The organism is Algoriphagus sp. TR-M9, assembly GCF_027594545.1.
Taxonomy (GTDB): Bacteria; Bacteroidota; Bacteroidia; order Cytophagales; family Cyclobacteriaceae; genus Algoriphagus; species Algoriphagus halophytocola.
On sequence record NZ_CP115160.1, the window covers coordinates 3,544,414 to 3,562,475 of the forward strand.

The 18,062-nt window shown below is 44.5% G+C and carries 18 protein-coding genes; 12 read left to right on the top strand and 6 right to left on the bottom strand.

Annotated features, from left to right (window positions below):
* Window positions 1-37: 37 nt before the first annotated feature.
* The 4 genes from PBT90_RS14810 to PBT90_RS14825 all read right to left on the bottom strand — a co-directional run bounded on the left by PBT90_RS14810 (window position 38) and on the right by PBT90_RS14825 (window position 3,145).
* Window positions 38-481, bottom strand: coding sequence for an ATP-dependent zinc protease family protein (locus PBT90_RS14810; protein ID WP_264811359.1), 444 nt, complete (start codon window positions 479-481; stop codon window positions 38-40).
* 1 nt (window position 482) lies between these two features.
* Window positions 483-1,619, bottom strand: a complete 1,137-nt coding sequence (locus tag PBT90_RS14815; protein WP_264811360.1) for a DNA polymerase III subunit — start codon at window positions 1,617-1,619, stop codon at window positions 483-485.
* 11 nt (window positions 1,620-1,630) lie between these two features.
* A complete protein-coding gene (locus PBT90_RS14820) occupies window positions 1,631-2,827 on the bottom strand; it encodes a GlmU family protein (RefSeq protein WP_270129851.1) in 1,197 nt (398 codons plus the stop codon).
* 69 nt (window positions 2,828-2,896) lie between these two features.
* Window positions 2,897-3,145 (bottom strand): type B 50S ribosomal protein L31, encoded by a 249-nt coding sequence (locus PBT90_RS14825; protein WP_264811362.1) that lies wholly within the window; start codon window positions 3,143-3,145, stop codon window positions 2,897-2,899.
* Between the two features lie 361 nt (window positions 3,146-3,506).
* Between PBT90_RS14825 and PBT90_RS14830 the strand changes: the two genes are divergently transcribed.
* The 7 genes from PBT90_RS14830 to PBT90_RS14860 all read left to right on the top strand — a co-directional run bounded on the left by PBT90_RS14830 (window position 3,507) and on the right by PBT90_RS14860 (window position 11,501).
* Window positions 3,507-5,207 (top strand): hypothetical protein, encoded by a 1,701-nt coding sequence (locus PBT90_RS14830; protein WP_270129853.1) that lies wholly within the window; start codon window positions 3,507-3,509, stop codon window positions 5,205-5,207.
* A 60-nt stretch (window positions 5,208-5,267) separates the two neighbouring features.
* Window positions 5,268-7,100 (top strand): ABC transporter ATP-binding protein, encoded by a 1,833-nt coding sequence (locus PBT90_RS14835; RefSeq protein ID WP_264811364.1) that lies wholly within the window; start codon window positions 5,268-5,270, stop codon window positions 7,098-7,100.
* 29 nt (window positions 7,101-7,129) lie between these two features.
* Window positions 7,130-7,495, top strand: a complete 366-nt coding sequence (locus PBT90_RS14840; RefSeq protein WP_264811365.1) for a hypothetical protein — start codon at window positions 7,130-7,132, stop codon at window positions 7,493-7,495.
* A gap of 277 nt (window positions 7,496-7,772) precedes the next feature.
* The gene (locus PBT90_RS14845) at window positions 7,773-9,311 is read left to right on the top strand and encodes a YifB family Mg chelatase-like AAA ATPase (protein WP_264811366.1); all 1,539 of its coding nucleotides are present in this window, start codon (window positions 7,773-7,775) and stop codon (window positions 9,309-9,311) included.
* A 290-nt stretch (window positions 9,312-9,601) separates the two neighbouring features.
* A complete protein-coding gene (locus PBT90_RS14850) occupies window positions 9,602-10,048 on the top strand; it encodes a DUF2214 family protein (protein ID WP_264811367.1) in 447 nt (148 codons plus the stop codon).
* A 58-nt stretch (window positions 10,049-10,106) separates the two neighbouring features.
* Window positions 10,107-10,841 carry an MBL fold metallo-hydrolase gene (locus tag PBT90_RS14855; RefSeq protein WP_264811368.1) on the top strand — a complete coding sequence of 245 codons (735 nt, stop codon included), beginning with the start codon at window positions 10,107-10,109 and terminating at the stop codon, window positions 10,839-10,841.
* Between the two features lie 144 nt (window positions 10,842-10,985).
* Window positions 10,986-11,501, top strand: coding sequence for a VOC family protein (locus PBT90_RS14860; RefSeq protein ID WP_264811369.1), 516 nt, complete (start codon window positions 10,986-10,988; stop codon window positions 11,499-11,501).
* Between the two features lies 1 nt (window position 11,502).
* Here the strand turns inward: PBT90_RS14860 and PBT90_RS14865 are convergent, their stop codons facing one another.
* Window positions 11,503-12,609, bottom strand: a complete 1,107-nt coding sequence (locus tag PBT90_RS14865) for a trans-sulfuration enzyme family protein (protein WP_264811370.1) — start codon at window positions 12,607-12,609, stop codon at window positions 11,503-11,505.
* Window positions 12,610-12,767: 158 nt separating this feature from the next.
* Between PBT90_RS14865 and PBT90_RS14870 the strand changes: the two genes are divergently transcribed.
* From PBT90_RS14870 to PBT90_RS14880, 3 genes are read left to right on the top strand one after another with little or no spacing between them, the layout of a single operon-like run.
* A complete protein-coding gene (locus PBT90_RS14870) occupies window positions 12,768-13,298 on the top strand; it encodes an RNA polymerase sigma factor (RefSeq protein WP_264811371.1) in 531 nt (176 codons plus the stop codon).
* Window positions 13,295-13,981, top strand: a complete 687-nt coding sequence (locus PBT90_RS14875) for a hypothetical protein (protein WP_264811372.1) — start codon at window positions 13,295-13,297, stop codon at window positions 13,979-13,981. The genes PBT90_RS14870 and PBT90_RS14875 overlap by 4 nt, the downstream gene beginning before the upstream one ends.
* Window positions 13,982-14,012: 31 nt before the next feature.
* Window positions 14,013-14,771: a hypothetical protein gene (locus tag PBT90_RS14880; protein WP_264811373.1), complete on the top strand. Its 759-nt coding sequence runs from the start codon at window positions 14,013-14,015 to the stop codon at window positions 14,769-14,771.
* Between the two features lie 171 nt (window positions 14,772-14,942).
* On the opposite strand, the gene PBT90_RS14885 is transcribed toward PBT90_RS14880, so the two are convergent.
* Window positions 14,943-15,419, bottom strand: coding sequence for a DUF4293 domain-containing protein (locus PBT90_RS14885; RefSeq protein WP_264811374.1), 477 nt, complete (start codon window positions 15,417-15,419; stop codon window positions 14,943-14,945).
* A gap of 102 nt (window positions 15,420-15,521) precedes the next feature.
* On the opposite strand from PBT90_RS14885, the gene truA reads away from it, so the two are divergent.
* Both truA and PBT90_RS14895 read left to right on the top strand, forming a co-directional pair.
* Window positions 15,522-16,280: a tRNA pseudouridine(38-40) synthase TruA gene (truA, locus tag PBT90_RS14890; protein WP_264811375.1), complete on the top strand. Its 759-nt coding sequence runs from the start codon at window positions 15,522-15,524 to the stop codon at window positions 16,278-16,280.
* 7 nt (window positions 16,281-16,287) lie between these two features.
* Window positions 16,288-18,060, top strand: a complete 1,773-nt coding sequence (locus tag PBT90_RS14895) for an ABC transporter ATP-binding protein (RefSeq protein WP_264811376.1) — start codon at window positions 16,288-16,290, stop codon at window positions 18,058-18,060.
* Window positions 18,061-18,062 lie beyond the last annotated feature (2 nt).

Below are 18,062 nucleotides of genomic sequence, written 5' to 3' on the forward strand. Positions count from 1 at the left end.
TTTAATGTTTTTCTGAATCCTCAGTAATGGTGTGGAGTTACTTAACGAGGCTGCGGTACGGCTTGGCCAAGTTATGTCCAGCCACATCCACCAGAAAACGGTTCTTCAGAATCTTCCGACCCAGCAAAATCGCATTTCTCATATTGGATCGATCAGACAGGGTAAATTCTGCCGTATAGCTTTCACCCGCAAGCTCAAAGGTAGTTTCGATCAGGTAACGAACCTCGGCCTGGCCAAATGAATTTTTCACTTTCTTCTCCCTGAATTCTTCAAAGGTCACAGTTTCTCCGGTAAAAGCCTTGTGCCCCGGAAGCAGCGCCTGAAAACTCAGCAGCTTTTTACCGTCCTTTTCTATCAGCTGTAGGTTTTCTGCATGAAGACTACTGGTGTAAGCGCCTGTATCGATTTTCGCCCAAACCAGATTTAGCTCTAGATCCGGAAGTGAGATTTTCTCCCGTCTGCCTATGATTTTCTTTTCCATATCAACTGATACTTGCCATTAATCTAGTGACTTTCATCGAAAGGTCTGTGAAAATAAACTTTGCATTGCCATTTCGCTCCAGAAAATAGTGAGCTTCATTAAAAGTCTCATACAGCACTCCTAGATGGTCTTCCTTGAGCACTTTGCCACTGATATTATCCACAAACTTGCGATCTTCATTTTGGGTACGAAGCAGTTGATCCAGCCCCACGTTTTTGAGCAAAATCTCCCTGACCACATTCAGGCCTGTAAGCAAAAGGGACTTTTGAGCTTCCTTATCCGACTTGTGAAAATCATCTGCCAGACTGAAAAGGCTTTGAAAATCTGCTTTGTAGCAAAACAGAAACCACTCCCGGATTTTTTTTACTTGCAAGTCCTCTACTTGCTCCACTAAGCGAAAAGCCTCCCGCATATTTCCATCAGCCAGCATGGCTATTTGACCCGCAGACTCGGAGTCACAGAGGTTCGTTACTGAAAGGTGCTCTTGGATCTCCTCATCTGAAAACCCTCGGATCAAAACTTTCTGAGTTCTGGACAGAATGGTAGTCAGCAGCTGGTCTGCCTGGGAAGTAACCAGAATAAAAAGCGTTTTGGGCTGAGGTTCTTCTATGATTTTCAGCAAGGCATTAGCTGCTGATGGGTGCAGAAATTCCGCAGCCCAGATCAACATGATTTTATAGCCACCTTCAAAGGACTTTAGAGAAAGTGTTTGGATGATTTTCCTCGCCGCCCCCTTGGAGATGTTCAGTTGCTTTTTCTCAAACTTATTGAAATAAATAAAGTCATGGACATTTCCATAGGGCTGATCCATGGCAAACTTCCTCCAATTGCTCATCAGGTCCACCTTTTCATCTTCTTCCTTGTCGTCCTCTTTCGCTTTGGCGATAGTCGGAAAGGCGAAATTCAGATCTGGCATCACCAGCCTGCTCATCCGCTGGCAGGATGGACAGTTCCCGCAGGAATCGCTTTCTGTGGGATTTTCACAATACAAATAAGTGCACAGAGCCAAGGCCATAGTCAAGCTGGCTGACCCTTCCGGCCCATGAAAAAGTAAAGCGTGCGCCAGATGGTTGTTCTTTACTGCATTGATCAGATTTTCCTTGGTCTCGGGTAATCCCGGTATAGCTGCGAATTGCATGAATTAATTGATCAGGATGAAGTTTCCCAAATTCTATAGTTTTTTGTCAAATCGAAAATAGTAGCTAAAATTTCCTCATCCACAGCAGTCAGTTCCTGACCTCTTCTCCCCATTACCGCCTTTGCTGTTTCCAGAAACTTGGGAAACAAATAAGTAGAAACCGGCCCAGCCCCGCCCCAGGAAAAGGAAGGAACGAAATTGCGTGGGAATCCATCTCCGAAAATATTGGCACCTACACTGACTACCGTTCCCGTGTTGAACATGGTATTGATCCCACACTTAGAGTGATCCCCCATCATCAGCCCACAAAACTGCAGACCGGTAGAGGCATACCCCCCTTTGGTATAATCCCAAAGCTTCACCGGCGCATAATTATTCTTCAGGTTACTGGTATTGGTATCTGCTCCCATATTACACCACTCCCCCACTACCGAATTGCCCAGAAAACCTTCATGGCCTTTGTTACTGTAGCCAAAAATCACTGAATTAGACACCTCTCCGCCCACTTTGCTCTGCGGGCCCACGGTGGTATCTCCTTTGATTTTAGCCCCCATATTGAGGGTAGATCCTTCGCACAGGGCAAAGGGACCACGAATGAGGGTGCCTTCTTGGATTTCGGTATTTCTGCCAATATAGATAGGGCCATTTTCTGCATTCAGAACAGCCGCTCTGATAACGGCCCCTTCCTCTACGAAGACATTTTCTGGAGCATACACCCTGGTAAATGGATCAGTGATTTTTGCTGATTGCCTCCCTTTGGTCAGCACAGCAAAGTCCTTCTTAATTTCAGCTCCATTGAGTTGAAATATATTCCAAGGCTTCAGCAGCAAGGAAGGCTCCGCCTGCAGTTGAATGATTTTTTTGTCTCGGGCAAAATCCAAATTCTTTTCCGTCTCGCCTATGTAAGTAGCAAGGAGGGTTTTGCCAAAGTACAAAGCCTCGTCTTTGTCCAGGTTTTTCAGCCTAGACAGTAGCATTTCATCTGGCAGCAATGCCCCATTGATAGCGAGGGCTTTTCCACTTTTCCTAGGAAATTTACTTTGCAAATAATCCTGGGTCAGAAAAGAAACAGAGGATTGGGTGATTTTCTCCCATTTTTCTGAAATCTTCAAAATTCCCACACGGATTTCTGCCACCGGTCTGGTAAAAGTAAAAGGCAGCAATGAACCACGGATAGCCGGGTCATCAAACAACAAAATCGAGTCCATGAGGCAAAAATAAAAAAGTCTCCCGGAATCCATGCTCCGGGAGACTTTTTAGCCTGAGATAGCAGAGAATTACTTCTTCTTCGCGTATCTTCTGTTGAATTTCTCCACTCGACCCGCAGTATCAAGCATCATTTTCTTACCTGTATAGAATGGATGAGACTGAGAGCTCACCTCGATCTTATACAAAGGATATTCATTTCCATCTTCCCAAGTGATAGTCTCGCTTGTTTCGATAGTTGACTTGGTCAGAAACTTAAACTCGCTAGATGTATCGTGGAATACGACCTCTCTGTAGTTTGGATGGATATCAGCTTTCATATTATTGCTAGTTATATAGTACCTTTTTCAAATGAGGCACAAAGTTACCCTTTTTCAGATTATCCGCAAAATCTTTATCAAGTATTTCTTTCTCAATCGATCAGCAAAAACCAAAACAAGCTTTCCAAGCCCTAAATTTAACCCGAATTTTGCATTAGATTTCGTTAGGAAGACAGTGAATAGAATTGCTAATGTGTATGCGGAGTTTAGACTAAGCTAGCCTTTCCCTGGTTCCATCGAAATCTTTTTCGGCCTGAAAAAACCCATATTACCTGAACGAAACTAATTCTTCTCCATTATTTTCAACTCTCTTTCACCTGATATGAACTTCATTTTCATGAATGTTTTTTAGATTTAGCCGATGCAAAATTCTTACGCCCAATCCAGACTGCTGAAGCTATTCCTTGCAGCAGCCGCAGTTTTGACTCCATTTTTGGCTAATGCCCAAGGAAGCTATATCCCATACAATAGAGACTATTACCACCTCTTAGACCGCTACGATATATTGCGCGGTCAGAATAACCCCGTGTATCGATCGGCCACCAAACCCTATCGTAGAGATGATGTGGCCGCCTACCTGGACAGCATCGCAGACGATCCGGTGATCCGCTCCAGGTCTGATCAGTTTAACATCGCTTATCTCAGTCAGGACAACTGGGAATTTGTGAGCAGAGAAACACCAGAATCTAAGAAGCCATTTCTAAAAGGCCTTTACCGTAGACCTGGAGATTTTGCACACTATTATAGTGAGGAGTTTGATATTCACGTAAGTCCGGTGATTTATCTCAACGGTGGTCTGGAACCTGACTTTGAGCAAAACCCAAATCGCCTTTCGAGGGGAGTGGTTTTAAGAGGATCTATAGACAAAAAAGTAGGCTTCTACACCTACTTTACCACCTCCGAAGCTTTTTTCCCAAGCTGGGTCAAAACCTATGCGGAGCACAACGGGGCAGTGCCGGGAGAGGGCTTTTGGAAAGAATACAATGGAGAAGGCTACAGTTATTTCTCTGCACTGGGCCATGTGAGCTATAATATCACCAAACACATAGAAGTGGAAGTTGGCCATGACCGAAACTTTATCGGTGAGGGGTATCGCTCTTTCTTACTCTCTGATTTTTCCAATCCCTACATGTTTGTCAAGTTCAACACTAGAGTTTGGAAGTTCCAGCTGACCAATATCTGGACGCAAATGACCGCAGATGTAGATTACGATAGAGGAAGGCCTACAGACGGAAGATATCCGCAAAAGTGGTTTTCCTTTCACCGTCTGGGGTTCAACATAGGCAAAAACCTGAATCTTGGGTTCTTTGAGTCTGTAATGACTGATAAAGTGGATTTCAATTATTTCAACCCTATCGTCTTTTACCGCTGGGTGGAGCAGTCTCTAGGAACCCCGGACAAAGTCATGCTGGGAATAGATGGAAAGTGGAATTTTCACCCCGGCATGCAGCTTTACGGCCAGTTTGCTTTGGATGAATTTGTGTTCTCGGAGTTTTTCGGCCAAGACGGGAAGGGCTCCAAGCGAAACAAATACGGCATACAGGCCGGTTACAAATACATCAACGCTTTCAATCTTTCGAATCTGGATTTACAGTTGGAATTCAACTCAGCCAGACCCTATACCTTTCAGGAGAAAAAAGACTATCAATCTTACAGCAACTGGCGAACGCCGCTCACGCATCCACGAGGGGCAAATTTCCGGGAAATATTGGGGATACTCCGCTATCAACCCATCCCGAAACTCAGCCTGACATTCCAAGGCCTGTATCAGCTATACGGTGCAGATCCAGACGAGGCGACCAACTGGGGAGGCGATGTGCTTAAAAACAGACTAGAAGGAAGCCCCACAGGATTGTTTGGCAATGAAATTGGGCAAGGCATTGAAAACAAATTTGTGCAAACGAACCTGAACGCCAGCTATATGCTGAAGCACAACTTCTTTATAGACGCCTCGCACACTTTCCGCCAAAGAACTGCACAAGATCTGGACAGTCCCGAGACCAGCAATTACCTACAGTTGGCATTCCGCTGGAACTTCATCCGTCCTGATTACAATTACTAAAAAGGAACCCGCACTGGCAATTTTGCGTAACTTGCGGGATTATTCTATGTATTTTAGTTTATGAAGACCTATTTACGAATTCTTTCCTATGCCAAGCCTTACGGAAAATTCGTGCCCGTATATATATTCTACGCTTTCTTTTCCATAGTCTTTGGCTTGCTGAATTTCACTTTATTAAAGCCCTTGTTTGACGTGATCTTCGAGCAAGTGGATCCAGAGTCCTTAGCTCTTTATGCAAGCAAACCTGAGTTCAGCTTTTCCATAGAGTATTTCACTCACCTTTTCAATTACAATTTTCTTCAAATCGCTGAGGAACATGGCAAAATGGGCACCTTATATTATGTCTGTGCCATCATTGTGGTTTCGGTTTTCTTATCCAACCTCTTCACTTATCTCGCCGGGGTGGTTCTGGCTAAAGTCCGCGCCACGGTCATCAAGCGAATGCGCATGGATGTATTCGAGCAGGTGAGCAGCCTACATATAGGGTATTTTTCTAATGAGAGGAAGGGAGACCTGATGTCAAAAATGACCAATGACGTACAGGAAGTAGAAAACACCATAGTACAATCCCTCCGCGTGGTTTTCCGCGAACCTGCCACGATCATCCTTTACTTCACGGTATTGTTTTTCATGTCGGTCAAGCTGACTCTATTTACGATCCTCATCATTCCCATCTCCGGCGCCATCATAGGTGGAATCACCCGAAGATTGAAAAAGAAAGCCGTGCAAAGTCAACAGTCCCTAGGCAGGATAGTCAATATTCTCGACGAGACTTTAGGCGGAATGCGGGTAATCAAAGCCTTCAATGCCGAGGGTTTTATGAAGTCAAAATTTGACACAGAAACAGATTACTATGCAGGAGTAAATGTGAACATGGCCCGGAAAAATGAGCTAGCCTCACCTATTTCACAGTTTCTGGGAGTCTTCGTAGTGGCCGGAATATTAGTTTACGGTGGCAGTTTGGTTCTCAGCGGAAATTCCGACCTGGATGCATCCGACTTCATCACCTATATCATCATTTTCACGCAGGTACTGAACCCAGCAAAAGAAATCTCCCGTGCTGTAAGCAGTATTCAAAGAGGGATAGCTTCTGCTGAGCGTATTTTCACCGTAGTAGATACGCCTACAGAAATTTCTGCTCCGCAAAACCCCATAGACTTAGGCAGTTTTGACAAAGCACTGGAAGTCAATCAGGTGAGTTTTGCTTATCAGGATAGCTTAGTGCTAAAAGACATCAATTTCACCTTGAGTAAAGGCAAGACTATTGCCCTGGTAGGGCCTTCAGGTGGAGGAAAATCCACTTTAGCGGATTTGGTCCCCAGGTTTTATGATCCCAGCGAAGGAGAGATTTTATTGGATGGAAAAAACTTGAAATCCTTTGATCTCAAAGATTTGCGAAGTCTCATGGGCATAGTGACACAGGAGTCGATTCTATTTAATGATACGGTCTTTAACAATATTGCTTTTGGACTGGATCATGCCTCAGAGGAGCAGGTGATAGAAGCCGCCAAAATTGCCAACGCCCATGAATTCATTGAAAAAATGGAGTCAGGCTACCAAACTTCCATAGGCGAACGAGGTTCTAAACTTTCGGGAGGTCAGCGTCAGCGCCTGAGCATAGCCAGGGCAGTATTGAAAAACCCTCCTATATTGATTTTGGATGAGGCCACTTCTGCCTTAGACTCAGAATCCGAGCACTTGGTGCAGGAAGCCCTCACCAAACTGATGAGTAACAGAACCACCCTGGTGATCGCCCACAGACTCAGCACCATCCAGCATGCCGACGAGATCCTGGTCATTGAGCAGGGTAAAATTGTGCAGCGTGGAACCCACAATGAATTGATGCAGACAGAAGGCTTATACCAGAAGCTTTCTAGTATTCAGTCCGTTTAGTATATTCGTTAAAACTAATTTTAAGACTTATGAAAAAACTTCACCAAATCCTTCAAATAGTCCTGCTGGTCTATTTTGGTGCTTTTCTAATTTTCTTCATTGCTTTTGATACGCTAGGAGGAATCTTTGGCATGGAAGAAATCACTTCAGACACTATGGTGACCATCACACTCATAGGTCTGATCTTGTTTTTGGCGGCTTGGGGAAGTAGCTATGCAGCCTACAACAGCCTCTCAGGTACCATCAAAAAAATGGAACATGACATGAATGGCCTCAAAGCAAAAATCTATGACTTTGAGCACCCTAGAACTCCGGATAGTCCTAGACCTGCCAATCCAGCAAAACCATCCGATAGCGATCAAAGCAACCTTCCTCCTAGACAAAACATCACGTAATCCCATTTCGTTTTGGGTATGGTAAGTCCTAGTACATCCCACAGATCCATGCAAAAAAAGGATCAGCTAATCGCCGAAGATTTCTTCCATAGGGAATGTTTTCACCTCAACTTGTGAAGCTCCCTTGTCCCCATTGGGGTATGAAAATTACATGCTGAAAAGGTAAAGCCTAAGCCTCAGTGATGCAGAAAGACAAATTTTCAGGTGATTTTAAGACTTAAATTTTCTGAAAACCTTATATTAAGGAAACCAATTCGGTTTCCTTTTTTCATACATTATGGTAGCAAAAACTTTTGGAAGTGCCGTTTCAGGCGTAGACGCAAACATCATCACCATCGAAGTAAATGTTGGTCAAGGCACCAGTTTTTTCATGGTGGGACTTCCAGACTCTGCAGTCAAAGAATCTCAGCAGCGGGTAGAGAGCGCTTTGAAATATTACAGTTTCAGAATGCCCCGGCAAAAAGTAGTCATCAATCTCGCTCCTGCAGATGTGCGCAAGGAAGGCTCGGCCTATGATTTACCTATTGCAATGGGAATTCTCCAGGCTTCAGAACAGGTAGAATTTCCGGCACTGAGCGATTATGTGATCATGGGCGAACTCTCACTTGACGGCAATCTCCGACCGATCAAAGGCGTTTTGCCGATCGCGATAGAAGCCCGAAAAAAAGGATTTAAGGGTTTCATACTTCCCTTGGAAAACGCCAAAGAAGCTTCAATTGTCAATAATTTAGACATCATAGGGGTGGAGACTATACAGCAGGCAGCAGATTTCCTATCCGGAGAATTGCAGATCGATCCGCTGGTTACCGATACTAGAGAAATCTTTTATCATTCTTTAGATGATATCGAGTTTGATTTTGCCGATGTACAGGGTCAGGAAAACATCAAGCGCGCAATGGAAATCGCCGCCGCCGGTGGACATAATGTAATCATGATAGGTCCTCCAGGTGCCGGCAAAACCATGCTTGCCAAACGTCTCCCCTCCATACTTCCTCCTCTCACCCTGGTAGAAGCGCTAGAGTCCACCAAGATTCATTCGGTAGCCGGAAAGCTGGGTAAAAACGGATCCTTACTCGCAAACCGCCCTTTTCGCTCACCTCATCACACCATTAGTGATGTAGCCTTAGTGGGAGGAGGTGGAAACCCTCAGCCTGGAGAGATATCGCTGGCTCATAACGGTGTATTGTTTTTGGATGAATTGCCGGAATTTAAACGCACCGTACTGGAGGTGATGCGCCAACCGCTGGAGGAACGACGTGTCACCATTTCCAGAGCGAAAGTTTCAGTGGATTTCCCTGCAAATTTTATGCTGATTGCCAGCATGAACCCCTGCCCCTGCGGCTACTACAATCATCCAGAAAAGGAATGTGTCTGTGGCCCAGGCATCGTACAGCGCTATTTGAACAAAGTTTCAGGACCTCTTCTGGATCGTATAGATTTACATGTAGAAGTGACTCCAGTAAAATTTGATGAAATGACCTCCACCCGGAAATCAGAATCAAGTAAGGAGATCCGAGAGAGAGTCATCAAAGGACGAGAACGCCAAAAAGAGCGGTTCAAAGACAACCCGGAGGTTTTCTGTAACGCCATGATGCCTTCACATATGGTAAAGCAAATCTGCCAGATTAACGAAGCAGGCAAAACCCTGCTAAAAACTGCGATGGAGCGCTTGGGCTTATCTGCCAGAGCCTATGACAGGATTTTGAAAGTAGCTAGAACAATCGCTGACATCTCAGGAAGTGAAGATATAAAAGTGGAGCACCTGGCTGAAGCGATACAGTATAGGAGTCTAGATCGAGAAGGCTGGGCCGGGTGAGAAAAGTTTAAAATTTAAAGTTTGAATTTTAAAGAATATGAACAGAGCTGTACCAAAAGGCACAGCCAAAAAAATTTATAACCAAATATGCTACCCATAGTATGCCCCTAAAGGGGCTATTAGAATAGTGAAACCGTTTTGGAAATGATCCTAAACAAGCAATCCGACCTTATCAACCCAGCTTTTATCCCATCTAGTTACTTGGTCCCGTCAGGGACTCACTATGGGTAGAAATAGAATTCATCATGAACCAGCCGTGCCTTTAGGTACGGTCCTTAAAAAACATTTTTATGACCCCAGAAATCATTCTACGTTACCTTCATTTTATCAGCATTTTTGCAATTGTGGGATCATTGGTCTCTGAGCACCTCTTACTGAAAAAAGAACTGACACGAAAAGAAATCAAGCGATTGGCAACCATCGACGGGGTTTATGGAATGGCAGCTCTCACGCTTTTGGCTGTAGGGCTTACGCTTTGGCTAGGAGGGTATGGGAAACCTTCGGAATACTACACGCTCAATTTCATTTTTCATATCAAAATTTCCCTGTTCGCCAGCATAGGCTTTTTGTCGATTTACCCCACCGTCTTTTTCATCAAAAACAGAAAAGGCAACCCGGAGGAAGTTATCCAAATCCCAAAAACAATCTTTATGCTGCTCAGGTTAGAACTGTTGTTATTGTTTATCATTCCTCTTTTGGCGGGATTGATGGCAAAAGGAATCGGCTACTTTGGGTAAGATTAAATTTTCTTTTGCGAAGCAATTCATTAACTTCTAACACATTAATCCACTCAAAATGAAATACTTCACCCTCCTCCTCATCCTGATTTCAATTGATGTCTTTGGTCAAGACAAAATCCCAACCAATGACGGCGACATCACCATTACCCCGATTACCCATGGCACTTTAGTCCTGGAGCATGTAAATGAGGTCATCTATGTGGACCCCTATGGAGGAGCTGAGCTTTTCAGCAAGCAAAAAAAGCCAACTTTGGTTTTCATCACAGATATTCATGGTGATCACTTAAACCAGCAAACTCTAGATGGGTTGGATTTATCAGCAGCCACTATAGTCGCTCCCCAGGCTGTAGCAGATCAACTCACGGCAGGCACTGGAATGAAAGTAGAAGTGATGGCAAATGGCCAAACCAAAACCATCAATGGGATACAAACTGAAGCTATTCCCATGTATAATCTACCGGAAACCTCTGACTCCAGACATCCAAAAGGCCGAGGAAATGGCTATGTGCTCGATTTGGGAGGTAAAAAAGTTTACATCTCAGGAGACACGGAAGACATTGCCGAGATGCGCTCCCTTCAGCAAATAGCTATCGCATTTGTCTGCATGAATTTACCCTATACCATGGATGTGGACCAAGCTGCCAGCGCTGTTGTCGAATTCAAACCTGAGATAGTTTACCCCTATCATTACCGAGGAACAGACGGGCTTAATGACATTGATAAATTCAAAGCCTTGGTAAATGAAGCAGCCCCGGATGTGGAGGTTCGTCTGAGAAACTGGTATCAATAAATGCGCTCCTATCCTGCCAAAGAAACGCGCTAATCTACTTTGGGAGGATACTTTTCAGGCCAATAGGCGACAGGGTGGTGAACGGGCGAGTATTGGGAAGTTTTCTTTATATTCCACTGCAATACCAACCCAAAATCATCGTCCATGAAACGCTCAAGTCAATTTCTCCTGGTCGCATTTGTCATGCTTTTCATCGGGCTGACAGTCGGCATCACTTTAGGCAAAAAACTACAGCCCATAGAGAAAGGAGAAATCCTTGGCATCAACCACATTGCAATAGCCACAGAAGATTTCGAAAAATCCGCAAGTTACTACAGAGACACGCTTGGCTTTCCTTTAGCAATCGAATTCAAAGACGAAGAGGGAAACCCTGCCTGGTCATACTTTCAGGTAAGTAAAACCACATTTATAGAACTAGTGCCGGCATCCCCATCTCGACCAGCTGGATTGGATCATTTTGGCTTAGAAACCAGTGGCACAGAATCCCTGCTGAAGCAACTCAGGGATTTTGGTTTAGATGCCAATGGGCCAAGAGTCAGTTCGCTGACAGGCATTCATATAGGCACCACCAAAGATCTCGACGGAGTTCCTATTGAATTCATAGGTGCAGTGCCCGGCTCCGCTCACCGAAAAGCAATGGATGGATGGGATAAGCATTGATTTAGCTTGCGGCTAAAGCCCGCTCTAAATCTTCCAGCAAGTCATCCAAATGCTCTAACCCCACGGATACACGAATGAGGTTTTGCGGGGTCAATGTGTCAGGCCCCTCACTTGCAGCCCTACGTTCGATCAAGCTTTCTACCCCTCCCAAACTGGTAGCATTGGTAAAATACCTGAGCTTGGAGATCACCACGTCCGCAGCGTCCGCTCCACTTTTGACCAGAAAAGAAACTATTCCGCCAAAACCAGTCATTTGAGCTGCGGCTATATCATGGCCTGGATGGGCTTTCAATCCCGGATAGTACACTTTTTCTACCGCCTGGTGCCCATCGAGGAAATTTGCCAATACCATCGCATGTTCGGCATGGCCTTTCATCCTATAGGGCAAAGTTTTGATACTTCTGCACAGGTAGTAACAGTCCATGGGAGTAGGTACCGCTCCACCACCTATCTGTACATTCTTTACTTTCTCCCAAAACTCATCCTGCACTTTCGTAATCAGTGCTCCACCCATGATGTCCGAGTGTCCGCCAAAATACTTGGTACTGGAATGCATCACTATATCCGCACCCTGCGCTATAGGGTTTTGGAAAACCGGGGTGGCAAAAGTGTTGTCACAGGCAAGTATGGCTCCTTTGGCTTTTGCCAGTTTTGCGACAGCACGTATATCTGTGATCTTCAAAAGTGGGTTTGAGGGAGTCTCTACCCAGACCAATTTGGTATTGGGCTGAAAAGCTTGCTCCACTGCATCCAAATCGGTCATATCCACAAAAGTGGCCTCCAGAATTCCTTTAAAAATAGTTTCTATCGCATTTTTCAATCCGTGATACATATCATCCGGAGCGATCAAGTGAGATCCAGGGTCGAGAGCTTGAAAAACCGAAACGCCGGCTGCATTTCCGGAAGAAAAAGCCGCTGCATCTGCTCCTTTTTCCAAGCCAGCCAATAGTTGCTCAAGCGCATGGCGGTTTGGGTTATTGGCCCTGGCATAGATCATCGACTCGGGCTGGTGGACAAAGGTAGTACTCAAAGTGATGGGCTGGATCACCGGCTTTTCCTTGTCGCTGACAATATTTCCACCGTGAATGGCTAAGGTTTCTAACTTCATAATATCAAGTGATGTTAATGCTTCCAAAATGCTAAGCCTGAAATTACTATTATTTTCACCTAGCCGGAAAAGATTTTGTATAATGCCTACAGCATAAAAAACTTTTACCCCATTCCAACCTTTCGGGTCTGATCATACTCTTTTAGAAAGCATATTTCATGAACAATCAAAAGCTAGACACCAACCTGATCAAAAACATCCTCCAAGGAGACAGAACCGCTCAGTTCCGGCTTTTTGAATTGACTAAAGAAATGCTCTACTCTACCTGCTACCGGATCATAAGCGATGAAGATGAAGCCAATGATGCACTCCAGGATTCCTATGTGGAGATCTTTCAAAAACTCCATACACTCAAACATCCGGAAGCACTGCTAGGCTGGATGAAAACCATCACTGTCCGAAAAGCAATACAACAACACAAAAAGAAGATTCACTTCGAAGAAATCGACGAAAGGAATCTAGAACCCAGTGAAGAATTTGATGCTTGGTTTGATGCAGAGTTACTGGATCAGGCTATTCAAAGTTTGCCAAATGGTGCGAGGTCTGTTTTCCTGATCGTGTCGGTCGAAGGATACAGCCACAAGGAGTCTGCACAGCTATTGGGCATTTCGGAAAGCACCTCGAAGTCCCAGTTAAATTATGCGAAAACTCTATTAAAAAAAAGGATCACTAAACTGCTTCAGGCATGAAGGAATATAGCCCAAAACCAGATTTGTGGAGCAAAATCCAGAAGCAAAAGGACTTTGACTCCCAAGTAAAAATGCATGCTGCAAATCTTCCCATAAGAGAACCTAAGGCTGAGCTGTGGAGTGATATCGAGCAGGAGTTGGATCAAAGAAAACCTGTGGTTTCGCTTTGGAAATATGGATTGGCAGCGGCTGCCATCGCGCTCATCGTGGTGATTGCCGGGACAGCATATCTACAGCTGGGCGAAAAAGAATCGGAAGTTCCACTGATCACAGCAAATGACACCAATACTACAGCTGTAGAAATACCAGAAACCGAAAATCCTCCTCAGCCAGAAACTGAGAAACCAACGCCAGAACCAAAACAAGTGCTAGCCTCCGGGGAGGAAAAGCCGAAACAAAAAAGTATAAATCGTGCAAGTACAGATCCTATAGAAGTCCCACCCTTGAGAGTAAGTGATTTAAGCATTGAAAAAAATCTGGTCGCTGACATCATCATTCCCCCAACTCCTGAGGTGGAACCGCAGAAGACCTATCATAAGGTAGCGATTTCCTGGGGGCTTCAAGAACGTGTGAAATTCAAAACCAATTTTGGATCGCCGTCTCCAGAAAACCTCCCAAATGCTCAGTTGAGCCGAGCGAATACCACCAATAACTCGATCAAAATCAAGTTTCAAAAAGACTAATTCAACAAACATTTTATAACTAACTCCTATCATGAAACGACTACTACTAGTTCCTTTCCTGGCATTGCTATGCACATTTCAAACCATGGCCCAGGATGTAGAAAATGAACTTTCAAGCAATCTTCAGGAATGGCTAGACCGGGACTGGCCGGTGACTGACACCCTGGTCTTCGATCTTCCCAATGAAAGTGCACTTGTGCTGTACTTTAACAATACAGAATTCACAGCCGATGAGTTGACGGAGGAATTTGAGCCGCTGCTGCGCAGGGCAACGGACTTTCCTGAGTTTACCACGCGCTCTTACAGAATAGCCGAAAATTTCCAGCCTACGGCTTTAAAGAATGTGAAATACAAGATCGAGAAAAAATATGTCCCCTATGTACACAGTCTGGAAATGACATTTCCGGTAGGGTTAGACTTTACCGGTGGTGATTTCACTCCGGTGGTTGGCTTCAGAACTCACCTCAACTGGCGCAATTTCTCACTGGGAGGATCCATCACCAATACCGTATATTTTCCCGAACGAGTGGAAAACAACATCAAAGTCAATAGCAACTGGTTCGCCAATGTGGAATTTGCCTGGGAATTTGGCAATCTATCAGGACCAAGAAGAAACACTTTTGGGGTGGGTTATTTGATCAACGAGAACAAGAGCCAGCTTTTCAGTGGCACCACGATGCAAGCCTATTACAATCGAAAACTCAGCAAAAACATCTCCATACAAGTTGGGGTAATCAGCACAGAGAACTTCAAAACCTTCTACCCTACGGTGGGAATACGATTTTGGTAGGATATTTAACAATAGCCAGCTTCTGGAGAAGCAGGTGAACAACCTAAAAGAGCCAGCGATTTGCTGGCTCTTTTAGGTTGTGTTTCAAGTAGATTGCCATGCTTCTTCGTTGCTAGCAATGACTTTAGAATTTAGTCTTGATTCTTGTATCTAGACTCCATAATCTAAAAACTATCTGATTCTATCCACGGATTTGATCAAGGCTTCGTCCTTTCTAATAAAGCGATTGGCCAGCATATTACAGACCATTGCGGCTAAAATAGCCCAAAATCCGATCTCGTAGGAACCATTGTCCACTGCACCTATTTCTTTGTTCACTCCGTTCGTTGTCAAAAAAACAATAGCGACCAAAGCTACCATAAACAAGGAATTGACCATATTGATCATCATCTGACGGGCACGATTACGGTATTGGAATATGGAAATGATCGCCAATAGTCCTACAAACGCAGCTATGGCAGCAATGTACCAGTGAGAACTTGAACTCAAAACTTCACCGGATGCATCCATTTGGTTCATAAATAAAGCATCAAGCTTCCAGGTTTCACCAGAGCTGGCAAGCTCCTGCACCCAAAGGGGCATTCCCAAAGTCAGTCCCATGGCTATGGCCACCAAAAGCAGGAATATTGATTGTACGCGCTGAATCATTTCTAATTAATTTTTCCGCAAAGAAAAGGCCTTATAAGTTCATTACCAAGGATTGTAGGATTCTAGCCAAGTTTTGACCGGGAATAGTATCTTTGCACCCGTATGACCATGAGCAAAAGATATTTCCTGGAATTGAGCTACAAAGGGACCCATTATCATGGCTGGCAAATCCAGAACAATGCAATTTCTGTCCAAGAAGTGTTGGAAAAATCATTGGAGACTTACTTCCGTCACCCAGTAGGCATCATGGGCAGTGGCAGAACAGACACCGGAGTTCATGCCAGCATGCAGGTTTGCCACTTTGATACAGACGCTGCTTTGGATTACCAGCGATTTCTTAGAGCTATCAATGGGATTTTGCCTAAGGACATCGCCATTTCAGGCATTCGTGAAGTGAGGTCGGATGCTCATGCTAGATTTGACGCCGTAAAGCGCTCTTATATTTACAGGGTGATTTTACAGAAAAGTCCCTTTTTGGAAGATTTTGCCTGGATGAATTATTTCCAGCCAAATGTGGATTTGATGAACCAAGCTGCACGGATCTTGTTAAAACATGAGGATTTTGAATGCTTTAGCAAAGTCCATACCGAGGTCAAGCATTTTCGCTGCAAAATAATCCATGCCAGTTGGGAACAAAAAGACGGGGAATTGCAATTTCATATAACTGCAAACCGATTTTTGCGTGGAATGGTAAGAGCGATCGTGGGAACACTTATGGATGTGGGGCTAGGAAGAAAAACCGCTGAAGACCTAGAGCAAATAATCGTATCGAAGGATAGAAAAAAAGCCGGAAAATCAGCTCCAGCGAAAGGACTATTTTTTAGCAAAATCGAATATCCAGCAGACATTTATTTAGATTAACAGACACTTGAGCCTAGAAAAAGAAAAAACATCCTCCGGAGAAATCGTTGATTCGAAAGTCCTCAAGCAGCTCTATGGCTTTGTGAAGCCTTATAAAGCCCAGTTTTACTTTCTTGTCTTTCTGACGATTGCACTTGCTGTACTGGCACCTACACGGCCATACTTTATCCAGGTGGCGATCGATGATTATGTCACGGTGGGTGATGGCGCAGGTTTGCTGCGAATCATCTACCTGCTCGTAGGCTTAATGATCCTTCAAGCATTAGTGCAGTGGGCGCACACGTTCTATTCGGGCTGGATAGGCCAGGTGATCATCAGGGATATCCGGGTGAAACTCTACAAACATCTGCTCAAGCTCCGCCTGAAATTCTTTGACAATACGCCGATTGGGCGGCTGGTCACCAGAAACGTTTCAGATATAGAGACCCTGGCGAATGTATTTTCAGAAGGACTGGCTGCCATCATTGGTGACCTGCTCCAGCTGGTGACTATTCTAGGGGTCATGTTTTACATTGACTGGAAACTCACCTTGGTAAGCTTGTGTACGCTCCCCCTGATGGTGATTTCCACTTATATTTTCAAAGAGAAAATCAAAGTCACCTTCAATGACGTAAGAAACGCCGTTTCCAATCTAAACTCCTTCCTCCAGGAGCACATCACCGGAATGAATATCGTGCAGATTTTCAACCGGGAAGACAGGGAGTTTGAAAAGTTTAAGGACATCAATAAGGAGCACCGAAGAGCGCATATACGTTCGGTTCTGTATTATTCCATTTACTTCCCAGTAGCGGAAATCATCCAGGCCATGGGCATTGGGCTAGTAGTCTGGTATGGAGCTGTGGGCGTGTTGGGCATGGAAATCCAGATAGGAGTCTTGATCTCCTTCATTATGTATTTGCAGTTGTTTTTCCGTCCGATCAGAATGATTGCTGATAGGTTCAACACCCTGCAAATGGGCGTAGTGAGCTCGTCCCGAATTTTCAAATTGCTGGAAAGCAGTGAGCACATAGCCAATGAAGGTAATTTTAAACCTGAAAAAGTAAAGGGCAACATCAAAGTGGAAAATGTCTGGTTTGCCTACGTAGATGAGGACTATGTACTAAAAGACATCAGCTTTGAAGTGAAGCCAGGAGAGACGGTAGCACTGGTAGGTGCCACTGGAGCCGGTAAATCCTCCATCATCAATTTGATCTCGAGATTTTATGAAATCAACAAAGGCCAAATCACCATTGATGGCCACGACATCAAAGACTTTGAACTGGATACTTTGCGCAAGCATATCGGCGTTGTACTACAGGATGTGTTCCTATTCTCCAATACCATATTCTATAACATCACACTTGGAAATCCTGACATTAGCAGAGAGCAGGTCATGTACGCAGCTGAGCTGGCAGGAGCCAAACGATTCATCGAAAGGCTCCCTGGTGGATTGGACTATAATGTAATGGAAAGAGGGGCGACACTTTCTGTGGGCCAAAGGCAGTTGATCTCTTTTGTGCGGGCCATGGTCTATAATCCAGAAATCATCATTTTGGATGAGGCTACCTCATCAGTGGATACCGAAACCGAAGAACTGATCCAGGAATCCATTGAAACAATGATGACAGGCAGAACTTCCATTGTGATAGCCCATAGACTATCTACCATCCAAAAGGCCGACAAAATCATCGTTCTTCACAAAGGTGAGATCGTAGAAATCGGCACTCATGAATCCTTGCTTGAGCAGGGCGGACACTACACCCAGCTGCATCAGATGCAGCTCAAAACCATGGCGATCTAGGC

Excerpts from the sequence above, each read along its gene's own strand:
- PBT90_RS14810 (WP_264811359.1), bottom strand. The coding sequence starts at position 481 with ATGGAAAAGAAAATCATAGGCAGACGGGAGAAAATCTCACTTCCGGAT.
- PBT90_RS14815 (WP_264811360.1), bottom strand. The coding sequence starts at position 1,619 with ATGCAATTCGCAGCTATACCGGGATTACCCGAGACCAAGGAAAATCTG.
- PBT90_RS14820 (WP_270129851.1), bottom strand. The coding sequence starts at position 2,827 with ATGGACTCGATTTTGTTGTTTGATGACCCGGCTATCCGTGGTTCATTG.
- PBT90_RS14825 (WP_264811362.1), bottom strand. The coding sequence starts at position 3,145 with ATGAAAGCTGATATCCATCCAAACTACAGAGAGGTCGTATTCCACGAT.
- PBT90_RS14830 (WP_270129853.1), top strand. The coding sequence starts at position 3,507 with ATGCAAAATTCTTACGCCCAATCCAGACTGCTGAAGCTATTCCTTGCA.
- PBT90_RS14835 (WP_264811364.1), top strand. The coding sequence starts at position 5,268 with ATGAAGACCTATTTACGAATTCTTTCCTATGCCAAGCCTTACGGAAAA.
- PBT90_RS14840 (WP_264811365.1), top strand. The coding sequence starts at position 7,130 with ATGAAAAAACTTCACCAAATCCTTCAAATAGTCCTGCTGGTCTATTTT.
- PBT90_RS14845 (WP_264811366.1), top strand. The coding sequence starts at position 7,773 with ATGGTAGCAAAAACTTTTGGAAGTGCCGTTTCAGGCGTAGACGCAAAC.
- PBT90_RS14850 (WP_264811367.1), top strand. The coding sequence starts at position 9,602 with ATGACCCCAGAAATCATTCTACGTTACCTTCATTTTATCAGCATTTTT.
- PBT90_RS14855 (WP_264811368.1), top strand. The coding sequence starts at position 10,107 with ATGAAATACTTCACCCTCCTCCTCATCCTGATTTCAATTGATGTCTTT.
- PBT90_RS14860 (WP_264811369.1), top strand. The coding sequence starts at position 10,986 with ATGAAACGCTCAAGTCAATTTCTCCTGGTCGCATTTGTCATGCTTTTC.
- PBT90_RS14865 (WP_264811370.1), bottom strand. The coding sequence starts at position 12,609 with ATGAAGTTAGAAACCTTAGCCATTCACGGTGGAAATATTGTCAGCGAC.
- PBT90_RS14870 (WP_264811371.1), top strand. The coding sequence starts at position 12,768 with ATGAACAATCAAAAGCTAGACACCAACCTGATCAAAAACATCCTCCAA.
- PBT90_RS14875 (WP_264811372.1), top strand. The coding sequence starts at position 13,295 with ATGAAGGAATATAGCCCAAAACCAGATTTGTGGAGCAAAATCCAGAAG.
- PBT90_RS14880 (WP_264811373.1), top strand. The coding sequence starts at position 14,013 with ATGAAACGACTACTACTAGTTCCTTTCCTGGCATTGCTATGCACATTT.
- PBT90_RS14885 (WP_264811374.1), bottom strand. The coding sequence starts at position 15,419 with ATGATTCAGCGCGTACAATCAATATTCCTGCTTTTGGTGGCCATAGCC.
- truA (WP_264811375.1), top strand. The coding sequence starts at position 15,522 with ATGACCATGAGCAAAAGATATTTCCTGGAATTGAGCTACAAAGGGACC.